General features: G+C 39.1%; 13 protein-coding genes and 1 pseudogene. 3 read left to right on the top strand and 11 right to left on the bottom strand.

The annotated features are described in order from the left end of the window. Positions 1-22 precede the first annotated feature (22 nt). From CAP51_RS09025 to CAP51_RS09060, 8 genes are all read right to left on the bottom strand, one after another. Positions 23-430, bottom strand: a complete 408-nt coding sequence (locus CAP51_RS09025; protein WP_087620397.1) for an ExbD/TolR family protein — start codon at positions 428-430, stop codon at positions 23-25. Then, on the bottom strand, positions 430-1,173 hold the full coding sequence (locus CAP51_RS09030) for a MotA/TolQ/ExbB proton channel family protein (RefSeq protein WP_087620398.1): 744 nt from the start codon (positions 1,171-1,173) through the stop codon (positions 430-432). The genes CAP51_RS09025 and CAP51_RS09030 overlap by 1 nt, the downstream gene beginning before the upstream one ends. Before the next feature lie 33 nt (positions 1,174-1,206). Continuing rightward, positions 1,207-2,061 carry an energy transducer TonB gene (locus CAP51_RS09035; RefSeq protein WP_087620399.1) on the bottom strand — a complete coding sequence of 285 codons (855 nt, stop codon included), beginning with the start codon at positions 2,059-2,061 and terminating at the stop codon, positions 1,207-1,209. A gap of 13 nt (positions 2,062-2,074) precedes the next feature. Beyond that, complete coding sequence (locus CAP51_RS09040) at positions 2,075-2,893, bottom strand: ABC transporter ATP-binding protein (protein WP_087620448.1); 819 nt, start codon at positions 2,891-2,893, stop codon at positions 2,075-2,077. A 4-nt stretch (positions 2,894-2,897) separates the two neighbouring features. After that, entirely contained in the window at positions 2,898-4,508 is a 1,611-nt protein-coding gene (locus CAP51_RS09045) for an ABC transporter permease (RefSeq protein ID WP_140404422.1), read from the bottom strand. A gap of 463 nt (positions 4,509-4,971) precedes the next feature. Beyond that, on the bottom strand, positions 4,972-6,303 hold the full coding sequence (locus tag CAP51_RS09050; RefSeq protein WP_087620400.1) for an aryl-sulfate sulfotransferase: 1,332 nt from the start codon (positions 6,301-6,303) through the stop codon (positions 4,972-4,974). Between the two features lie 12 nt (positions 6,304-6,315). Further along, complete coding sequence (locus CAP51_RS09055) at positions 6,316-8,436, bottom strand: TonB-dependent siderophore receptor (protein ID WP_087620401.1); 2,121 nt, start codon at positions 8,434-8,436, stop codon at positions 6,316-6,318. Between the two features lie 232 nt (positions 8,437-8,668). Further along, the gene (locus tag CAP51_RS09060) at positions 8,669-9,772 is read right to left on the bottom strand and encodes an ABC transporter substrate-binding protein (RefSeq protein ID WP_087620402.1); all 1,104 of its coding nucleotides are present in this window, start codon (positions 9,770-9,772) and stop codon (positions 8,669-8,671) included. Positions 9,773-10,054: 282 nt separating this feature from the next. On the opposite strand from CAP51_RS09060, the gene CAP51_RS09065 reads away from it, so the two are divergent. Next, entirely contained in the window at positions 10,055-10,867 is an 813-nt protein-coding gene (locus CAP51_RS09065) for a Crp/Fnr family transcriptional regulator (RefSeq protein ID WP_087620403.1), read from the top strand. A gap of 52 nt (positions 10,868-10,919) precedes the next feature. Here CAP51_RS09065 and CAP51_RS09070 read toward each other — a convergent pair whose 3' ends face one another. Then, the gene (locus CAP51_RS09070) at positions 10,920-13,361 is read right to left on the bottom strand and encodes a TonB-dependent receptor (RefSeq protein ID WP_087620404.1); all 2,442 of its coding nucleotides are present in this window, start codon (positions 13,359-13,361) and stop codon (positions 10,920-10,922) included. A gap of 200 nt (positions 13,362-13,561) precedes the next feature. Then, positions 13,562-14,662 (bottom strand): ABC transporter substrate-binding protein, encoded by a 1,101-nt coding sequence (locus CAP51_RS09075; protein ID WP_087620405.1) that lies wholly within the window; start codon positions 14,660-14,662, stop codon positions 13,562-13,564. 303 nt (positions 14,663-14,965) lie between these two features. Here CAP51_RS09075 and CAP51_RS09080 point away from each other — a divergent pair, with 303 nt between their 5' ends. Both CAP51_RS09080 and CAP51_RS09085 read left to right on the top strand, forming a co-directional pair. Continuing rightward, entirely contained in the window at positions 14,966-15,766 is an 801-nt protein-coding gene (locus CAP51_RS09080; protein WP_245809114.1) for a Crp/Fnr family transcriptional regulator, read from the top strand. A 495-nt stretch (positions 15,767-16,261) separates the two neighbouring features. Further along, positions 16,262-17,974 (top strand): arylsulfatase, encoded by a 1,713-nt coding sequence (locus CAP51_RS09085; RefSeq protein WP_087620407.1) that lies wholly within the window; start codon positions 16,262-16,264, stop codon positions 17,972-17,974. A gap of 84 nt (positions 17,975-18,058) precedes the next feature. Here CAP51_RS09085 and CAP51_RS09090 read toward each other — a convergent pair. Beyond that, positions 18,059-18,377 (bottom strand): annotated as a pseudogene (locus CAP51_RS09090) (TonB-dependent receptor); the annotation flags it as partial.

An 18,377-nucleotide genomic window follows, 5' to 3' on the forward strand; every position in this document is an offset into this window, starting at 1 on the left:
ATGCTTTATCACTGGAAATATTTTACTGACCCGGTACAGTAATCACAGACAATTTATCTACACCAACCCGTTCAATACCGGCCAGCAATTTTGCAATGGTGCCATAAGGAACAGTTTCATCAGCATTCAGATTAAGTGCCAATTTATCATTGGCATTTTTCCGGTTTTGAATTTCCTGTTCAAAATTCTCTAATGCAACTTTGTCCTTATCCAGAAAGATTTCCCCTTCTGGATTAACACTGATCACCACAGCCTTATTTTGATCGGTACTTTGTGTCGGCGCAGCCTTGGGTAAGTTGACTTTGACAGTATTGGTCAAAAGAGGTGCTGTCACAATAAAGACAATCAACAAAACCAGCATCACATCCACCAAAGGTGTAATGTTGATTTCACTTACCACATCATCATCTTGCGAGGTTGAAATTGCCATTATGCAAGTACCTCCTTCTCTTTACCAAGTTCAGACTTTACACTGGATAGCGTAGCTTTATCGTTTGCTGTGTGAATACCAGCAGTCGCAGAAGGCAACTGAAAACCAGCTTTCTGATTAAGACTAACAAAATCTGTTGCAAAATCATCAAGATCCGCACCGATAGATTTAACTTTTCGTACAAAGTAGTTATAGGCCAAAACTGCCGGTACAGCCACTGCAATACCAATACCTGTCGCAATTAAGGCTTCACCAATTGGTCCTGCGACCACATCCATACTGGCATTGCCGGATTGTGCAATCGCCTGCAAGGCATGAATAATCCCGAATACTGTCCCGAACAAACCAATAAATGGGGCATTATTCCCAATCGACGCCAGTAATGCCGAACCTTTTTCCAGTTGGCGACGTTCAGTTAAAATTTGCTTACGCAGATGACGTTCCAGCAAATCCTGACGACTCCAGGTTTGTTGCAAATCCTGATGAGTTTTTTCATTGGCATCAATCAGGGTTTTAAAACCCACCTGTGCAATGCGCGCTGTTGGCCCCTGCTCCGCATTGGCCTTTTGAATAGCATCATTGAGATTTTTGGCTTGCCAGAAATCTTCGACAAATTGCTTGCTTTGCTTGCTGGCTTTTTGGGTTTGTATGGCTTTGAGTACAATAAAAACCCAAGTAATGATGGAAAAAGCGATCAGCAACCAGATTGTTGCATCGTGAATCAGGGTATTGATATCTGTCATGGTAAAATTCCTCTAAAATTCAATTCAATTTCGTTATCTTGGTAATTGATAATTAATTGGTACATCGACCCAGCCCTCAATCGGCGTTGAACCACGCTTTGCAGGCGAAAATTTCCAGCGCTTCACTGTTCTTACTGCGGCATCATCCAGCACTTTTTTGCCACTGCCCTGTTTTACCGATACTTCCAACGGGCTACCACTCGGGGAAACTTTGACCCTCAACATCACCGAACCTTCCCAGCCACGATCCAGTGCTACGTCAGGGTATTCTGGTCTAGGGTTACTGAGGTATCCGGCATACCCCTTGGCTTCCGTCACGGGAAGATTTTCTGCGGCTGGCTGTGGTGTCGGCTCAGGGGCTGGCGTAGGAGTGGGTGCTGGTGTTGGCACAGGACGTACATTTTCCGTCAGTGTCGGTTGTGTGATCGGTTGAGCCACAGGCTGCGGTGTGGGTTGGGGTGCCGCTTTTTGTACCAGTTGCGGTTTGGGTTGCTCAACCGGTTTCGGTTGTTCTACCTGTTTTTTAACCGGCTGAGGTTTTTCAACAACCGGTGGAATTTTGGGTTGCTCCACCACAGGTGGAATTTCCGGTTCAATCACTTTAGGTGGTTCAGGTTTGATAATTTCGATCACCACCGGCTCAGGTTTATGTTCCGGTAGGGCAGGCGTTGGTAACTGCTTGGCCACATACCAAACAGTGAAATGCAGCACTGCCACCACGCCCGTTGCAAGCAATAGCTTTTTGCCCCATTGTGAATGAGGTGGCTGATGATTTACATGCTGACCAACAAAAGGGTCGACCACCAGCGCAGAACCATGACTGCTACCTTGAGCTAACTGCTCAAACAGCAATGCCCGTTTATAGGGACTTTGTCCAAGTTCGCTCATCATATGCTCCAAATCAGATAATCTTGTCTTCAGTCAAAATGTTAAATACCTGTTCCTTGAGCTGATGCAATTCAAAACTAGAACGGTTACGTGGACGGGGTAAATCCACATGAATCACTTGCTCAATGCGTCCCGGTTTGGGTTTTAAAATCACCACACGGTCTGCCAATGTCACCGCTTCCTCGACATCATGGGTAATAAACAAAGTGGTAATTTTCGCCTGTGATTGAATCCGCAATAGTTCATTTTGCATCTGGTGTCGCGTCAATGCGTCCAGTGCACCAAAAGGTTCGTCCAGTAAGAAAATACGTGGCTGTGCCACCAGACTACGAGCAATCGCAACCCGTTGTGACATACCTCCGGAAAGCTGATGCGGATAGGCTTTTTCAAAACCATTCAGGCCAATCAATGCAATCGCGTCGGCAATCTGTTGATGCTTGTCCTGCGTATTTAATTTTTCGTTAATCAGACCCAGTTCGATATTCTGTTCTACGGTAAGCCATGGGAATAAACGATGCTCCTGAAACACCACAGCCCGATCATTACCAATTCCTTGAATCGGCTGACCATCAATGGTGATCTGCCCTTCAAAGTCGGCATCTAATCCGGCCAACAAACGCAACAGGGTAGATTTACCGCAACCGCTACTGCCAACAATGGCAACAAATTCACCTTCATGGATATCGAGATTAAAGTTCTCGATAATTTTGACCGGGCTTTGATTCACCACAAAATATTTCTGAATATTCTGGAATGCCACCAAAGTCTTGCGTGGTATCAAATGTTCGACAGCTAAGGCTTCATCTGATTGAATTTTGACAGTTGAATTCATCTCTTTATCCTTCATTTTTGCGCCATGCCGTCGCACGGTTCTCAGTAATTTTTCCAAGCCAGGCCAGAATGGCCCCAAGTACTGCCACCAAAATTGTGGCTGCGATGACACGATCCATTTCAAAATGCTGTTGTGCTGCCATCATGTAGCTTCCGATACCAATACCTGATCCCATGAGATATTCGGCACCAAATGACGCCATCCACGAATACAGCAAGGCCAGACGAAAACCGGCAAAAACCGATGGTGCAATGCTTGGCAGGATTAAAATTTCCAGACGTTGTGGCAAACTCAGACGTAAAATATCTGATGCTTCATCCAGCTGTTTCGGAACATTCGACATCCCTTTCCACGATGCAATAAACATGGGGAAAAAGGTCGCAATCGAAATAAATACAGTTTTGGATAAATCACCTAATCCAAACCATGCAGTGATCAATGGAATCCACGCAAAGATGGCAATCAGTCTTAAGGTATTTAAGGTCGGTGCAAACAAATCTTCCAATGGCTTAAATAAACCCAGCAAGATTCCAGTCACCACACCAATGCTGCCCCCAATCACCAGTCCCAACAACGCACGGTATAAACTGTGATGCATGGCTGTCACCAGAGAGCCATCAGCGATACCTACTGATAGGGCTTGCCATACTGCAACAGGAGTTGGCAACACATCGGCAGAAATCCAGTGAAAAGCAGTGGATACAAACCAAAGTAATAGTAATGATGCAGGAATAATCCACGGCTTAAAGGCATGACTTCTGGATTTTTTCTCGACAGCATGAGCAGAAAGGGCAGCATGCGGCCAGAATACAAATTTTCGTTCCAGCCATTGCAATAACAGATCAAAAAAGATCCCAACCAGACCAATTAAAATAATGGTGACAAAAACAATATCCAGTTGGAATAACTGACGTCCGACCACCATCAGATAACCAATACCTTCTGATGAAGCTAGCAACTCGACAGCGATCAGCGTGGTCCAGCCAGCTGCCATTGCCAGTCTTAATCCGGTAAAGAAATAAGGTAAGGTTGCCGGCAACAACAACTTTAAAATCAGATCTTTTTTTGAAAATTGTAAAATGGCCGCCATTTCTTTGAGTTTTGGCTGTATATCCCGTACACCAGCCTGCGTATGAATCGCAATCGGCACCATCGTTGCTTTAAAAATAATAAAGATTTTTAGGGCATTTTCGATACCCAGCCAGATCATTAATAAAGGCAACCATGCCAGTGTAGGAATAATCACTAGGGCATAAAAAGTGCCTGAAATATATTGTTCTGCTGTACGGCTATATCCCAGTAAAATCCCAAGTGATACACCGCCGAGAACCCCAAGCAATAAGCCAAAAGCAAAACGCTCCAAGCTAATCCCCAACTGCCACCACAAATCGTTAGCCGACAAATCCAGAAAAGTCTGCCAAGTCGCTTGAGGTGTCGGTAAAATTTGTGCAGGCATCCACTGCTGGTTTGATGCAAACCACCATAAAACAAAAAGCAAGACTGGTACTAACCAGCGCACTGCGATTTGATTGGCATGATCTAAAATCTGACTAAACTTTGAAGGTTTAGCGTCATTTAACCATATCGTTTTTCTCTCTGTAGATGCTTGTGACATATCTTGCAGTGACCTAAAAATTGCCTGATTAAACTCGGTAATACAGCTTGTTGGTGGAAAGTTTAAGGAAAGGAATATTCAAAATATTGAATATAGAAATTCTTAAATTGAAAATAAGAATTTGCTTTTCCTATTACTTAACCCATAATATTTTTCAGGATTAACCTGCTATATTATTCAAACTGGTTTTATGAGCTTATATTAAAAGAAATCACACACAAAAACTGTCACCTTATATACAAATATTCCAACTTATTATGATTTCTATATACATAACGAATATAAAGTATTGCAAGGTCAAAAATAATTTAATAACTATATTTAAATAAAATATATAAATATCACAATAAATGATTTGATAACTTCAACTTTAATAAATTTTATTTTAAATGACATACGATTTAATCAAAAAACAGGCAATATATCCAAATGACATATTACCTGAACATACTTTGAAATTAGACTATTGCACAGCTGCAATCTTAAATTCAGTTAGTTTCGGTGGAATCACAGCAACTTCACTGCGGGATGTCCCTTGAGGAGCCCACTCATATGGCACAGGTGTGGCACGGTATAAATTATTGTTAGCAGGACGTTCATTGGTCGCTTCAGAGAAATAAGGGCTGATATATTCCCATACAATTTCTCCTTTCGGAGTAATCTGGAATACCCGACCACTTTGTCCTTCGGTAATTTGTGTATTGCCATTGGGTAGACGTCTTGCCAAACTGGTAAATGCGCTAAAGAAAGTACTACCAGGTCGATATTCCCATACAATTTCCTTTTTAATCGGGTCAATCTCAACCACGCGAGAAGAACCTGTCGAAATTTCAAAAGAAACTGCCGGATAACCCGATCCACCTTGGTTATCAAAGACCAAAATATTGCCTGCGCCAGGTAAGCCCTTTGCAATGATTTTGGCATCATGTAAACCGCTTAACTGATCGACAGGCTTATTCTTTTGTTCCTCTTGTATAAAAGGATTGGCTTTTTCTGCCGATGCATAATTAGGCCCCAGATTCCAGACCACCTTACCGGTTTTTTTATCAATAATGGCAATGAAATTTGCCTGTCTTGAATCGATAATAATATTATCTGGGTGAAAACGTGCATCGCCGGCATCAAACCATTTATTTGCACCCAATGTACGCGCATTATTCAAATGCAGATAATCGACATGCTTCGTGTTACGAACCAATTCCAACTGTTCAGGGCTAAAGCCAAATTCGTTTAAATGTTCAGAAGCAATCCAGCGCCAGACCACTTTACCTTTTGCATCGACTTCATAAATGGCATCATCAATCAATTCTTGCAGTTTAAATCCGGGAATGGCATGAATTTTATTGGCAAGAATCAAGGTATTACCATTGCTTAGACGTGATATTTCATGATGTTGAAACGCATGCCCTGTATCTTTTTCTCCCGACCATTGCCAGATCACTTTGCCATTCCAGTCCAATTCGGCAACCGAATGATTGTTAACACCATTCCCAAATGCTCGTTTATCTTTGTCTTTACGTTCTTCGAGTTGTACAAAAACATGACCCTTCTGCCCTTTATTGACTGCCGGATCAATCACTTCTGTCGGAAAACCACGATAAGGCCAACTTTGCACGACCTGCCCATTCATATCAATCAGATAACTTTTCTGATCAGATCCACTAAAAACTGTATATTGATTCCATGCCTTTTGCGGGTCATAAATGGTGACCCCGGTTGGATAAACTGTAGGCACAGCCATAATTTGTGCGCTGACCAATAAGCTGGCAGCAAGTGTTACTGCTTTTTTAAGCATGTTGATATCCTCTTAAAAATCATAACGAATGTTTAAACTCAAGGTTCTAGGTGCACCTACCGCAAGGGCATTACTTGATGCAATCCAGTATTTTTTATCGAATAAATTATTGATTTCCGCGCGATAAGTCAGTTGTCGTTCGCCCAAGGGCACACGATAACTGGCCCCGAGATTAACTGTTTCAAATGATGGGGTCTGAATGGTATTGGCATTATTGAGATATTGCTTTCCAACATGATTAATATTGCCGTGGACACGTAATCCAGATACAGCAAAGACTTCTTTTTCTACCCCTAGACTGCCCTGAAAACCGGCAACAGCCGTTGGTTTCTTGCCGACCACTTCACTTGCTGCTTTGGTATATTCGGCATAATAATTTTGTGCATTGGCATAACCCGTACCCTTTTCTATACGGAATAAAGCGGAAGCCAGTGACCAATTTTGATGCTCACTTTTTACACCCAGCTCATATTGTTTACTTTCAATCGGATCAAGCTGTGTATCACGATTTTCATAGGTTGTTCCTACCGTACCGCCATCTTCTAATGCCTCGACATAACTGGCATAGAATGTGGTATCCGGACGTGGTGTAAATAATAATGCTGCACTTGGTGAAATTGGGCTTTGATCATAGGAAGATAGTTTTGCCCCTGAAACATAATAATTGTCATTTTTATAATCAAATTTTCGTATACCCAATAGCAATGACCATTGATCATTGACACTTAAAGTATCGCTAATATATGCAGATTTGGTGGTCCAGTCTGAAATCCTGAAATATTGTCGTGGTGAATAACCATCGTAAGCCAGATCCAGCGATGAACCATAAAGATTACCAGCAGGATAAATCCCATTTCCAGGATAAGCATGATTTTGCCCACCAGTATTAGTAGCTGGATCAAGCTCCGGATTACCAATATTCAGATCACGACTTTGTTCCTGATAATCTAACCCCGCCACAATTTTATGTTTTAACCAACCGGTTTCAAAATCACCTTCCAGACGTAACTGCACAGAATCATATTGCAAGGTTGGACGATAAAACTGGCGTAAAGACACATTATAATCACCCTGTGCATTGCGTAAATACAGGGTTTCATCGCGTGAATTAATACGTTTAAGGGTATGTGAATAACTACTATCAAGTTTCCAGTGATCATTGATTTGCCAGGTCAACCCAGTCGATGCGGCCCACGCAAGCGAATTATAATAAGAGGAATCGTATGCTGTTAAGTCCTTACGTCCACTGATGGCTTTAGGCAATTGAGTTCCCGAAAAAGCATAATTACCCGCATTCGCTATACTTATACTGGTAATTCCACCTTCCAGGTTACGCTGTTGATATAAACCTTTGGCATACCAATATAAAGAGGGTGTCAGCTTGGCATCCAGATATAATGAAACTGCCTTACGATCAATGTCCGTACCATTATAGGCCTCACCTTTTTCATTAACGGCATTAAAGCGATAACCAAAACGTTCATCTTCGCCAAAATGTCCACCGGCATCGACATGCTGACTAAAAATACTGTCCGATGAATAGCCAGCAGCGATAGATAAGGTTTGTGAATCTGTTGGTTTCTTGGAGATATAATTCAGTGTACCGCCTGGTGAACCCATACCATATAAGAAACCGGTAGCACCTTTTAACAACTGTACCTGTTCAAATAACTCCAGTGGTAACTCCACACTTGCCATTTGAAACGGATGGCCATCAATCTTATAACCATTGACAAAATCCAGTGCCAGACCACGTACAGACAATAAATCCGGACGTAATCCATAGGTACTGCCTTTGGCTTGTACACCTGCTTCTTCTTCAAACAATTTGCCTAGACTTTTTGCCTGTTTCTCTTCGATTTGTTTGCTGTCTACTGTATTGGTAGAAAATGGTGTTTCCAGATCACTGCGCGCACCTAAAGTCCCCCCAGCGATAACCGTTTTCTTTGTTGTACTGGCGGTGACGGTAATCGCTTCAAGCTGTTGCACATCTTCTTCTTGCCCCGCATCTGCATAGGCAGAATGCCCAACAACACCTAAAATAGAAATTAAAATACTCTGTGATAATAGACTGATCTTGCGTCTATTTAATTTATGCCGATCAGGATTAATTCCCGCATTAAAAAAAGACATTTCAAAAACTCCAAAACCTAAAATCTGTTTAATTCTTGTTAGTTTAAATTAATATTTTTTTAATACTGTCACAAAAAATACAAAGTTAATGTCATATTTATATTTCTTTATCAGATTTATTAATATCACAAAAAATAAAAGGCTGCTATTCGCAACCTTTGTAATATAAGGATCAATATAAATAGATTTCAACTATCATTTCAACTTAATATCTTTTATTTCTTCATACCATTTATTTTTTATCCCAGTAATGCTCATATTTTAATTGTTGGATGGCTGTATTGACAAAATAAGGATTGGCCCATTGTTTGACGTCAAAACCTTGCCGGATTAATTGTGCTTTTAATGCAGAGTCCACACCAGATTGGAAGTGGCTGAGATAAAAATCATCCAGCAAAGGCGAATAGATCTCTTTTAAATCCTGATTTTCCAGATTTAATTTATAAAGGTGTATCGGATAACCCGCATTCTTTGTGACCAATTCAATCGCTTGCTCCCGATGTTCCGGTGCAGAAACCCAGTGTGCCGATTTCACCACTGCGGTCACCAGTTTTTGCACAATCTCTGGATGTTGCTTGATAAATTCGGTCCGACCAATTAATCCAGACTGTATGGTGCCCTGTCCATCACTGCGACTTAATGTGCTGAGCGGAATATCAACCAACCCCTGCTGCTTTAATGCCAGAATCGGAATCAAGCCCCAGCCTGCATCGATTTGCTTGGCAGCCAATGCTGCATTGGTTGCCGCAGGGTCAAGATTCACAATACGGAAATCTTTTTCACTGTATCCATAGCTATGGATAAACTGGGTAAAAGCCAATTGATGCGCGGTACCCTGCCATACTGCAATACGTTTGCCTTTTAATTTTTCCAGACTGCTATAATCATGATTTGGCAATACACCCAAATAGCTATTTACTTTACGTCCAGTCGCGACCAATAATGTGGTATCGATATTATTTGCCTTACCAATAATTGCGGCCAAATCTCCCAGAAAAGCAAAATCCAGCTGTTTATTGGCCAATGCTTCATTAATAACAGGCCCAGCACCCTTAAAAAATTGCCATTCTACTTGAATATTGTCCGCAGCAAATTCCTGTTGCAATAATTGATTTAAATACAGATTATCAATCAAAGGTGTACCACTACTTGATTTGTCACTAGAACTTAAATCGGGCACAGCAATTCTAATCTTTTGTATTTGATTATTCGCAATAGGCTGAATATTTTCCCGTACGGTATCTGAAGAAGAAGGTTTAAACAATATAAACAGGATTATAATAATCACTAAAATGGGGAGTGCCCAAATATATTTTTTATTAGATAAATGCGCCATATTTCCCTCTAAAAAATTTTATCAATATTCAGTCTAAATAGTGCTTCATAAAAACAGATAATATCTCTCAAGCAAACTGGACATATCATTACTGTAGCCTAATTTACCTTTTGTGCAAAAAAAATCTATCAGAAAAAAGACAATTTTATGCATCTCTATAGATATCCTTATCTGTTTAAGTGAAATAACTGATGATCAGATTTTTTTATCTTTTTTTATGATTTATTAGCGCAGGATTTGCGCTGTATACTGATTAATAATACTTTAACTTAGGTATTAAGTATGGAGATCTTAGATCATAACAACCCCATTTTTAAATATAAAAATGCAGCGTCAACCCTAGAGGCACAGCAATCAGCTCGGCTTAATTCATACTATTTGGCGCAGGCAAAACAAATTTTAGAAAATTATCAATTTATCCAGCATCTTTCCGAGCAGGAAAAACAGCGTTTACTGGTCAATATAAAAATTAAAAAATATTATCATAATCAAATAATATACGCACAAAATGCTCAATGTGACGACATTAACATTATTGTTGATGGTACGCTTAAACTTGGCTGGACCATGCCCAATGGCAAGTATCATATTCAGACCTTTATGCCCTCGGGTACTTTGATTAATATTGTACCAATTATGGCGGAACAACAGCATATCTACGATCATATCTCACAAGGGGATACCATTCTTGCCAATATTTCTGGTCGTGTATTTCTTGATGTTTTAAAAACCAATGCGCAAGCCTTGTATATGGTGCTAAAACTCATCTGCATAAGAACACAACTCAATCGCGAACAGATGTTTTTTGCTTCAACTGAATCTTTAAGAGTACGTTTGGCACAGGAACTAATTTTTCTGGTCGATTATCATTCCTATCAGTCACATGACAAGATTCTCCTCAGCTTAAAAATCAATCAGGAGAACTTTGCCGAGTTACTACAAACCACCCGGCAAAGTATTAACAGAGAACTGTCTTGGTTCGCCGAACAAGGCATTCTTGAAGTGAAATACAATCAAATTTCCATTCTGGATTATCATCAGCTCAATGAGATTTCCAAAGGGAATAACTTGAGTACAACCACAAAATTTATCTAATGCAAGGATCAGCCAGAGTCAAACACGATAGATTCCGGCTGATCATTTATAATTAAAAACTCAACTTCAATGTTGCGCCAACAGTTCTCGGTTGTCCAAGCGTGGCATTCAAAATGCCGCTTGAACCATTATTTACATTGGTCACATAGATTTTATCGGTCAGATTTTTTGCCCATAAGGACACATCCAGTTGATTCTCCCCGATATTATAACGTGTCCCAACACTGGCATTAAAAAGACCGTAAGCATCAATAATACTTTCCTTGGCATTATCCAGATTGCCATATGACCAATCCCGCCATGAATAACTACCCGCAACATAAGGCTGCCATTTGTTTTTACTTTTTAAATCATAGCGGAAGTTTACATTGGCTATCCATTCCGGTACACCATAGACCCGTTGTCCAGTTAAGTCCTGATAGGCTACACCAGTCGGAATAGACACCGAAGACGGTGCAGGCGCACCTTCATATTTGGTGTATTTGGCATCATTCCATGAACCATTCACATTCACTGTTAATCCCGGAATTGGACGAATGGTGGCATCTATTTCTGCACCGCGGCTTCTGACTTTACCCGCATTATCTAACACGCTGACATAATTGGTTCCGATCTGCTGTGTGCCTGTGGTCTGGTAATCTTTAACATCGACCCAGAATAGATTGCTATTTAGTTGTAAGCGGTTATTCCACAAGGTTTGTTTTAAACCTATTTCATAGTTATCCGCTATTTCTGGATCAACTTTCAGTGAATCTGCGCCTGCACTCGGTGCTGTGCCTACGGCTAAATTAAAACCACCAGATTTTTCACCATGCGAATAGGTTGCATAGAATAAATTGTTGGGATTAATTTTATAACTCGCGGTCAATAATCCTGAATAACTGGTATCACTCAGGTTCAGTTTGCCTGAATCATAGGCCCCAATCTGATTATTAAGCAACGTCTGATAATCCGTATTCACACCCCCTATCGGTGCAAGACGATTGACCCGGGCTTCTTTCTCTTCATAAGTCACCCGACCACCTGCGGTAATATCCAGTTTTGGCGTAGTATGCCATGTGCCTTGACCAAATGCCGCATAGCTTTTGGTATCGGCATAGCCATAGGTATGGGTTTCCCGATTATTCAAAATATTGGCTGTACCACTCGCAATATCAGATCGTGCAGCAGCATTTTGATATAAGATAAACGCATCAGCCTGATTACCATAAATACTATAATTATGGTTTTCTAAATTTTGTTGAAAATAATATAAACCTGTGACCCAATCAAAGCGATCACTTTTCGCCGATGATAAACGTAACTCCTGCGAATATTGTTCATCTTCTACTGACACACCATTATTTCTTATCGCATCAGCGCTGATATTGTCATTATTTGTCGGGGTAAAGTTCCAGAAACGATAAGCAGTAATCGAAGTTAACTTTTTACCACTATCCAATGTCCAGTTGGCCTCCACGGAGGTTCCACCTTGATCCACCTGCATACGTTTTGGGGAATCAGAAGAAATTTTTAAATCTTTATACGATAAATTTGCATCTTGTGCACCAGCTTGCGTTGCGTTATCTAAATAACGATTATAATTTTCGCCATATACAGCATGATTAAAAGTAGGCCCGATGCTATATAATAATGTCGTGCCCTGTTGATCATCTTCTTCATGATAATCGGCAATCCAGCGCAAGTTAAAGTGATCACTGGGTTGCCATAGAATCTGGCCACGTACCCCTTGACGATCAATATCGTTTAATTTATCCGCATTGGGTTGCGCGACATTTTCAATAAACCCATCCTGTACGGTTTTATAAAAAGAAAAACGTCCGGCAACGGTTTCTGTTAAAGCATCCGATAAACTGCCTTTGGCCTGAAAATAGTTTCTTTCTCCGGCAGAAATTTCCAGCGTGTTGTCCGGATAAAACGTCGGTGCTTTAGAGGTGATATTGAGTAAACCCGCAGTGGTATTTTTACCAAATAACGTGCCTTGTGGTCCACGTAACAACTCCAGTTGCGCGACATCCAGAATATCAAATACCACCATACCGGGACGGCCCAAATACACATTATCCAGATACACCCCAACACTGGCTTCCAATCCATCACTGGCCGGATTGTTCCCCAGTCCTCGGATGGCAACACTGGATTGGCGTGGATTCTGAAAAGCCACATTCAAGCTGGGCAGCGCCTGTTGTAAATCCTCTACCCGACTCAGACGTTGCGATTCTAATGTCTGACCACTTAAAATACTGATCGGTGTAGGTACATCCTGCGCCTTTTCTTCACGACGACGTGTTGTCACTACAATCGTATCCAACTGTTTGACATCGTAGACATCTGCATTTAATTGCTGCACTTCTGTACCAGCAGGTTGTGGTTCATCAGATGCTTTAGTATTTATCGATAAAGAGAGGGATAAACCCGTCATTATCACGGTAATTGAACGAGCCAACACACTCGATCTTAAAAAAAAATTCCCCAAATTGATTTTATCTTTCATAAGTATCTCCTAAATATATAAGATCAAAATATATAAAGATAATGAATAAAAATTATCTCTATATTTTGAATACATCATAAAAAGGATAAAATACTTAATCTGTCTCTAAAATTGCAGATTTATTCAACAATACGAAATAACATATAATAAATTATGATATTCATCATATAAAATAAAACCAATATCACTTTATATAAAAACTATTTATTTTGTGCCACCCATATATTTTGATAGCCTAATTGTTCAAGACCTTTATTTAAAAAATGGTCATCCACCCATTGATCCACATCAAAACCTGATTTTATTAACTGTACCTGTAATGCTGATTTAATGCCGATTTTAAAATGATTCACATAATAATCATCTAGCAAAGGTGAATATACCTCATTTAACGTCATATTTCTAAGACCCAACCGATAAAGTTGTTCAGGGTAATTGGCATTATTTGCTACCAATCGAATAACTTCATCTTTATTTTCGGGTAAAGACACATGATAAGATGCTTTAAGAATAGTATTGATGATCCGTTGTACAACTTCGGGATGATGTTGTATAAATTCGCTACGCCCAATAAATGCTCCCTGTGTTGTTCCCAGTGAACTTTTTGTGTCAGCAGAACTGATCGGGACATCGACCAGACCTTTTTGTTGTAAAGCCAGCATCGGCAGTGCCCCCCATGCTGCATCTATTTGCTTAGCCACCATTGCAGCATTCATCGCAGCAAAATCGAGATTAAGAACCCTGAAATCTTTTTCTGTATATCCATAATAATCTAGTACTTGATTAAATGAGAGTTGTGCTGCTGTACCATGCCATACGGCTATACGCTTGCCTCGTAGAGAAGCCAAATCCTTATAGCCTTGATTTGGCTGAACAGCCAAATAGCCATGTCCTTTACGACCAGTTGCCAGCAATAGACGTGTATCTATCTGATTCGCTTTCCCAATAATTGCAGCAAAATCACCTAGAAAAGCAAAATCTAATTGCCGATTAACCAATGCTTCATTAATAGCTGGCCCGGCACCTTTAAAAAAATTCCATTCAATTTTAATATTGTCTTTTTCAAACTCTTTTTCTAATAATTTATTGACATATATATAATCAACTAAAACCGAGCCACTACTTGAATTTTGACCGGAACTCATATCAGGTGTAGCAATTCTTATCGTTTTAACTTGTTCATTTGTAGATTTTAAAGTTTTAATATTTTCATTATTACTACCTGGCTTAAATAAGAAAAATAATAAGATAATTAAAACAGGTAGTGCCCAAATATATTTTTTATTTAACAAATTTGACATAAAGACCTCAACTACATTTAGTACTATATTTAACCTATTAAATAAATACAACTTAATTTAAATTTAAAATATATTTTATAGAATATATTTTTACCTCATACTATAAATATCACAGCATGTATTCTGTCTCAGAACATACACAAAATTTCATAATTTGATATATAGTTATCATTTTTTATTATATTTATAAGTTTATTTCCCTTATACACTAGCTCAATATGTGTATGTATTGATCAATGATGTAGGTTTGATTAGTCACGTTGAATGAACCAAGTATCTTATAGGGAACCTTATTTGCTCAAAATGAATGATCCAAGTTTTATTTTATCATTTTCCAAGCCACTGGATGTTTCTTCTGAAACAGAACCTCTTTTTTCTAATTCTGCAAAAAATTATACTTCGACCGACTATAAGCAAATCGCCAAACAAATATTATCTCATCATAAATTCATGGAATTCTGCACAGAAGATCAAAAAAAGCAGATACTTAAAAATATAAAAATTCAGCAATATTATCCCAATCAAACCATTTCTGGCCAATATGAACAATGTGATTATATTCAACTTGTACTTGAAGGAACCATCAAGACATGTACCTATTCTCTTGAAGGTAAACAATTGATTAATCGTTTTATTCCCGTAGGTTTACTGACCAATATTGTACCGTTGGTTACTCATCAAAAATTCCAGCGACATCAGATCGCGCATGAATTCACAACTATTGCCAAAATTTCTGGACAAGTTTTTTTATCTATACTGAAAGAAAATGTGCAGCTGCTATATTATATTTTTGAACATGTCTGTAATCGCAGCTTGACACTTTATGATGATCATCTGTATCAAAATACGCAATCTTTACGTGTCCAACTTGCCCGACAACTCGTTGAGCTGGCATATTTTTTCTCTTTACAGCTTGATGATGGGATTAAACTTCAGATTCGTTTATCTCAGGAAAATTTTGCGGATCTGCTACAAACAACTCGCCAGCGAATCAATAAAGAATTTTTATGGTTAGAACAAGAAAAGATTGCAGTGGCAAAATATAATCAGATTCATATTCTGGATTTAGACAGACTAAAAATGTTGATCAATATCAAAGCTTGATTCTTTATAAAAACTCCTATCTCTAGGAATAAATATTTATTACGCTAATCTCAACTTTAATTTATCATTTTCTGTACGAAAAATATGCTTAAGTAGATATAAGTCTTTGTATAAGAGAGATTAGATAACATAATAATTCATATATTTTATTTGAATTATTATTTAGTAAAGATACAGGCAGGGCTGATGTTTAAAATTCTGTCATACTTGTGAACGTAAATATCCAAAGCAAAGTTCAGGCATTTTCATTTTATTTTTTAATAATAATTCTATTTCAGTGATGTTTGCTCTGGATGCTTGATCAAAACGAGCATGACCATAGCTTATTAAAAGTTGAGATTGAGCTATTTATGACTTTTTTCAGATCGTATCCTGCTTTTAGGCATATATCGATATGACATAAGTATATAAATTTTCCTCAGATAATCTGTCTAGGTTCATACAGAATTAAAAATGTTTTCTCCTGAAAATAATCTTTTTTAGGAACTTAAATGTATGTCTAATTCACTCAATTCAAAACGCCCCAATATACTGTTAATTGTCGCAGATGATTTAGGTTTTTCAGATATTGGTGCATTTGGAGGAGAAATACAAACGCCTCATCTTGATAAACTCGCTTATGCTGGCTTGCGTTTTACCAATTTTCATACGGCTTCAACCTGCTCACCAACACGTGCCATGCTATTGTCGGGAACAGACCACCATCTTGCCGGATTAGGCACCATGGCAGAAGCACTTACACCGGAATTACAAGGCAAAGCTGGCTACGAAGGTTTTTTAAATGATCGTGTTGCTGCTTTGCCAGAATTACTACATGATGCAGGTTATTATACTGTGCTTTCGGGGAAATGGCATTTGGGACTCAAACCTGAAAATTTTCCTTACCAACGTGGTTTTGAACGCTCATTTTCTTTATTACCTGGTGCCGCAAATCATTACCTTTTTGAAGCAGATATTCCTGAAGATCAGGAACCAGAAATTTTCCAAGCCACACGAGCAACCTTTAAAAAAGCCAATCTTCCTCTTTCAAAAATCCCTCGTTTTCTAAAATTTACCCGTGGTATCTATGCAGAAGATGATCAGTTTATCGAGCAATTACCTGCTGATTTTTATTCATCAGATTACTTCACTGACCGCTTATTAGATTACTTACAAGATGAATCAGCCCGTCAAGACCGTCCATTTTTTGCGTACTTGCCATTTTCAGCTCCACATTGGCCATTACAAGCACCTTCAGAAGATATCGAGCGTTATCGAGGAAAATATGATCTTGGACCAGATCAGTTACGCAAACAAAGACTTGAAAGATTAAAACAACTCAAGCTAGTAGAACAAAATACCACTGTCCATCCTATTTTTAGCAACAATCTATCATGGGAACAACTTACAGACGAAAAACGCGCATATTCTGCAAGAGCCATGGAAATATATGCTGCGATGGTAGACCGTATGGATCAAAATATTGGTCGAGTCATTACCTATTTAGAACAGCAAAATGAGCTGGATAATACCATTGTCATTTTTTTATCAGACAATGGTGCCGAAGGTGCACAACTTGAAGCCCTGCCCGTTTTTGGTCCAGATTTGACGCGGGTGATCTCACATTACTATGACAATAGCTTAAACAATCTAGGGCGTGCAAACTCATATGTCTGGTACGGCGAACAATGGGCACAAGCAGCCACTGCACCCTCACGCTTATATAAAGCACATACCAGTGAAGGTGGTATCCGTACAGTTTCTTTTATTCGTTTTCCGCAATTTAAGCGTCAGCAGCAAATTAGCCATGAGTTCCTTACAGTGATGGATCTTTTACCTACTCTTCTAGATTATTTGAACATTCAGCATCCGGTTAACCATTATAAAGGGCGAGAATTAGTACCATTACGAGGTAAATCATTTTTATCTTATTTACAGCAGCAACAAGATCATATTCACACCCAAGACCATATTACGGGCTGGGAATTATTTGGACAAAAAGCATTACGTAAAGGGGACTGGAAAGCACTTTTTATTCCAGCTCCGAATGGTCCAAACCGTTGGCAACTCTATCATTTAAAGAATGATCAAGGTGAAATACATGATCTGGCAGAACAATACCCTGAAAAGCTAAAGGAATTACTTGATGATTGGAAAATTTATGTAAAAGACAATGGTGTAATTGAAGATATTCCCAATTTACGTACTTTAGTGAAAAATGCACTATAAAAAATTTAAGAACCCGACGAACAAAAATTTCAGTAAATAATGTTCGTCAGGGTTTTAGTTATAGAATTATTCTATTTATGAATTTTAAAAACTCAACTTTAATGTCGCGCCAATCGTTCTTGGCTGTCCTAAAATTGCTCCAGAAGAACCATTCATCCAGTTAAATACATTGGTCACATAAGTTTTATCGGTCAGATTTTTTGCCCATAAGGACACATCCAGTTGATTCTCCCCAATATTATAACGCGTCCCAACACTGGCATTAAAAAGACCGTAAGCATCAATAATACTTTCCTTGGCATTATCCAGATTGCCATATGACCAGTCCCGCCATGAATAACTGCCCGCCACATAAGGCTGCCATTTGTTTTTGCTCTTTAAATCATAACGGAAGTTTACATTG

The organism is Acinetobacter populi (assembly GCF_002174125.1).
In the GTDB taxonomy this organism is placed as follows: Bacteria; Pseudomonadota; Gammaproteobacteria; order Pseudomonadales; family Moraxellaceae; genus Acinetobacter; species Acinetobacter populi.

Excerpts from the sequence above, each read along its gene's own strand:
- CAP51_RS09025 (WP_087620397.1), bottom strand. The coding sequence starts at position 430 with ATGGCAATTTCAACCTCGCAAGATGATGATGTGGTAAGTGAAATCAAC.
- CAP51_RS09030 (WP_087620398.1), bottom strand. The coding sequence starts at position 1,173 with ATGACAGATATCAATACCCTGATTCACGATGCAACAATCTGGTTGCTG.
- CAP51_RS09035 (WP_087620399.1), bottom strand. The coding sequence starts at position 2,061 with ATGAGCGAACTTGGACAAAGTCCCTATAAACGGGCATTGCTGTTTGAG.
- CAP51_RS09040 (WP_087620448.1), bottom strand. The coding sequence starts at position 2,893 with ATGAATTCAACTGTCAAAATTCAATCAGATGAAGCCTTAGCTGTCGAA.
- CAP51_RS09045 (WP_140404422.1), bottom strand. The coding sequence starts at position 4,508 with ATGTCACAAGCATCTACAGAGAGAAAAACGATATGGTTAAATGACGCT.
- CAP51_RS09050 (WP_087620400.1), bottom strand. The coding sequence starts at position 6,303 with ATGCTTAAAAAAGCAGTAACACTTGCTGCCAGCTTATTGGTCAGCGCA.
- CAP51_RS09055 (WP_087620401.1), bottom strand. The coding sequence starts at position 8,436 with ATGTCTTTTTTTAATGCGGGAATTAATCCTGATCGGCATAAATTAAAT.
- CAP51_RS09060 (WP_087620402.1), bottom strand. The coding sequence starts at position 9,772 with ATGGCGCATTTATCTAATAAAAAATATATTTGGGCACTCCCCATTTTA.
- CAP51_RS09065 (WP_087620403.1), top strand. The coding sequence starts at position 10,055 with ATGGAGATCTTAGATCATAACAACCCCATTTTTAAATATAAAAATGCA.
- CAP51_RS09070 (WP_087620404.1), bottom strand. The coding sequence starts at position 13,361 with ATGAAAGATAAAATCAATTTGGGGAATTTTTTTTTAAGATCGAGTGTG.
- CAP51_RS09075 (WP_087620405.1), bottom strand. The coding sequence starts at position 14,662 with ATGTCAAATTTGTTAAATAAAAAATATATTTGGGCACTACCTGTTTTA.
- CAP51_RS09080 (WP_245809114.1), top strand. The coding sequence starts at position 14,966 with ATGAATGATCCAAGTTTTATTTTATCATTTTCCAAGCCACTGGATGTT.
- CAP51_RS09085 (WP_087620407.1), top strand. The coding sequence starts at position 16,262 with ATGTCTAATTCACTCAATTCAAAACGCCCCAATATACTGTTAATTGTC.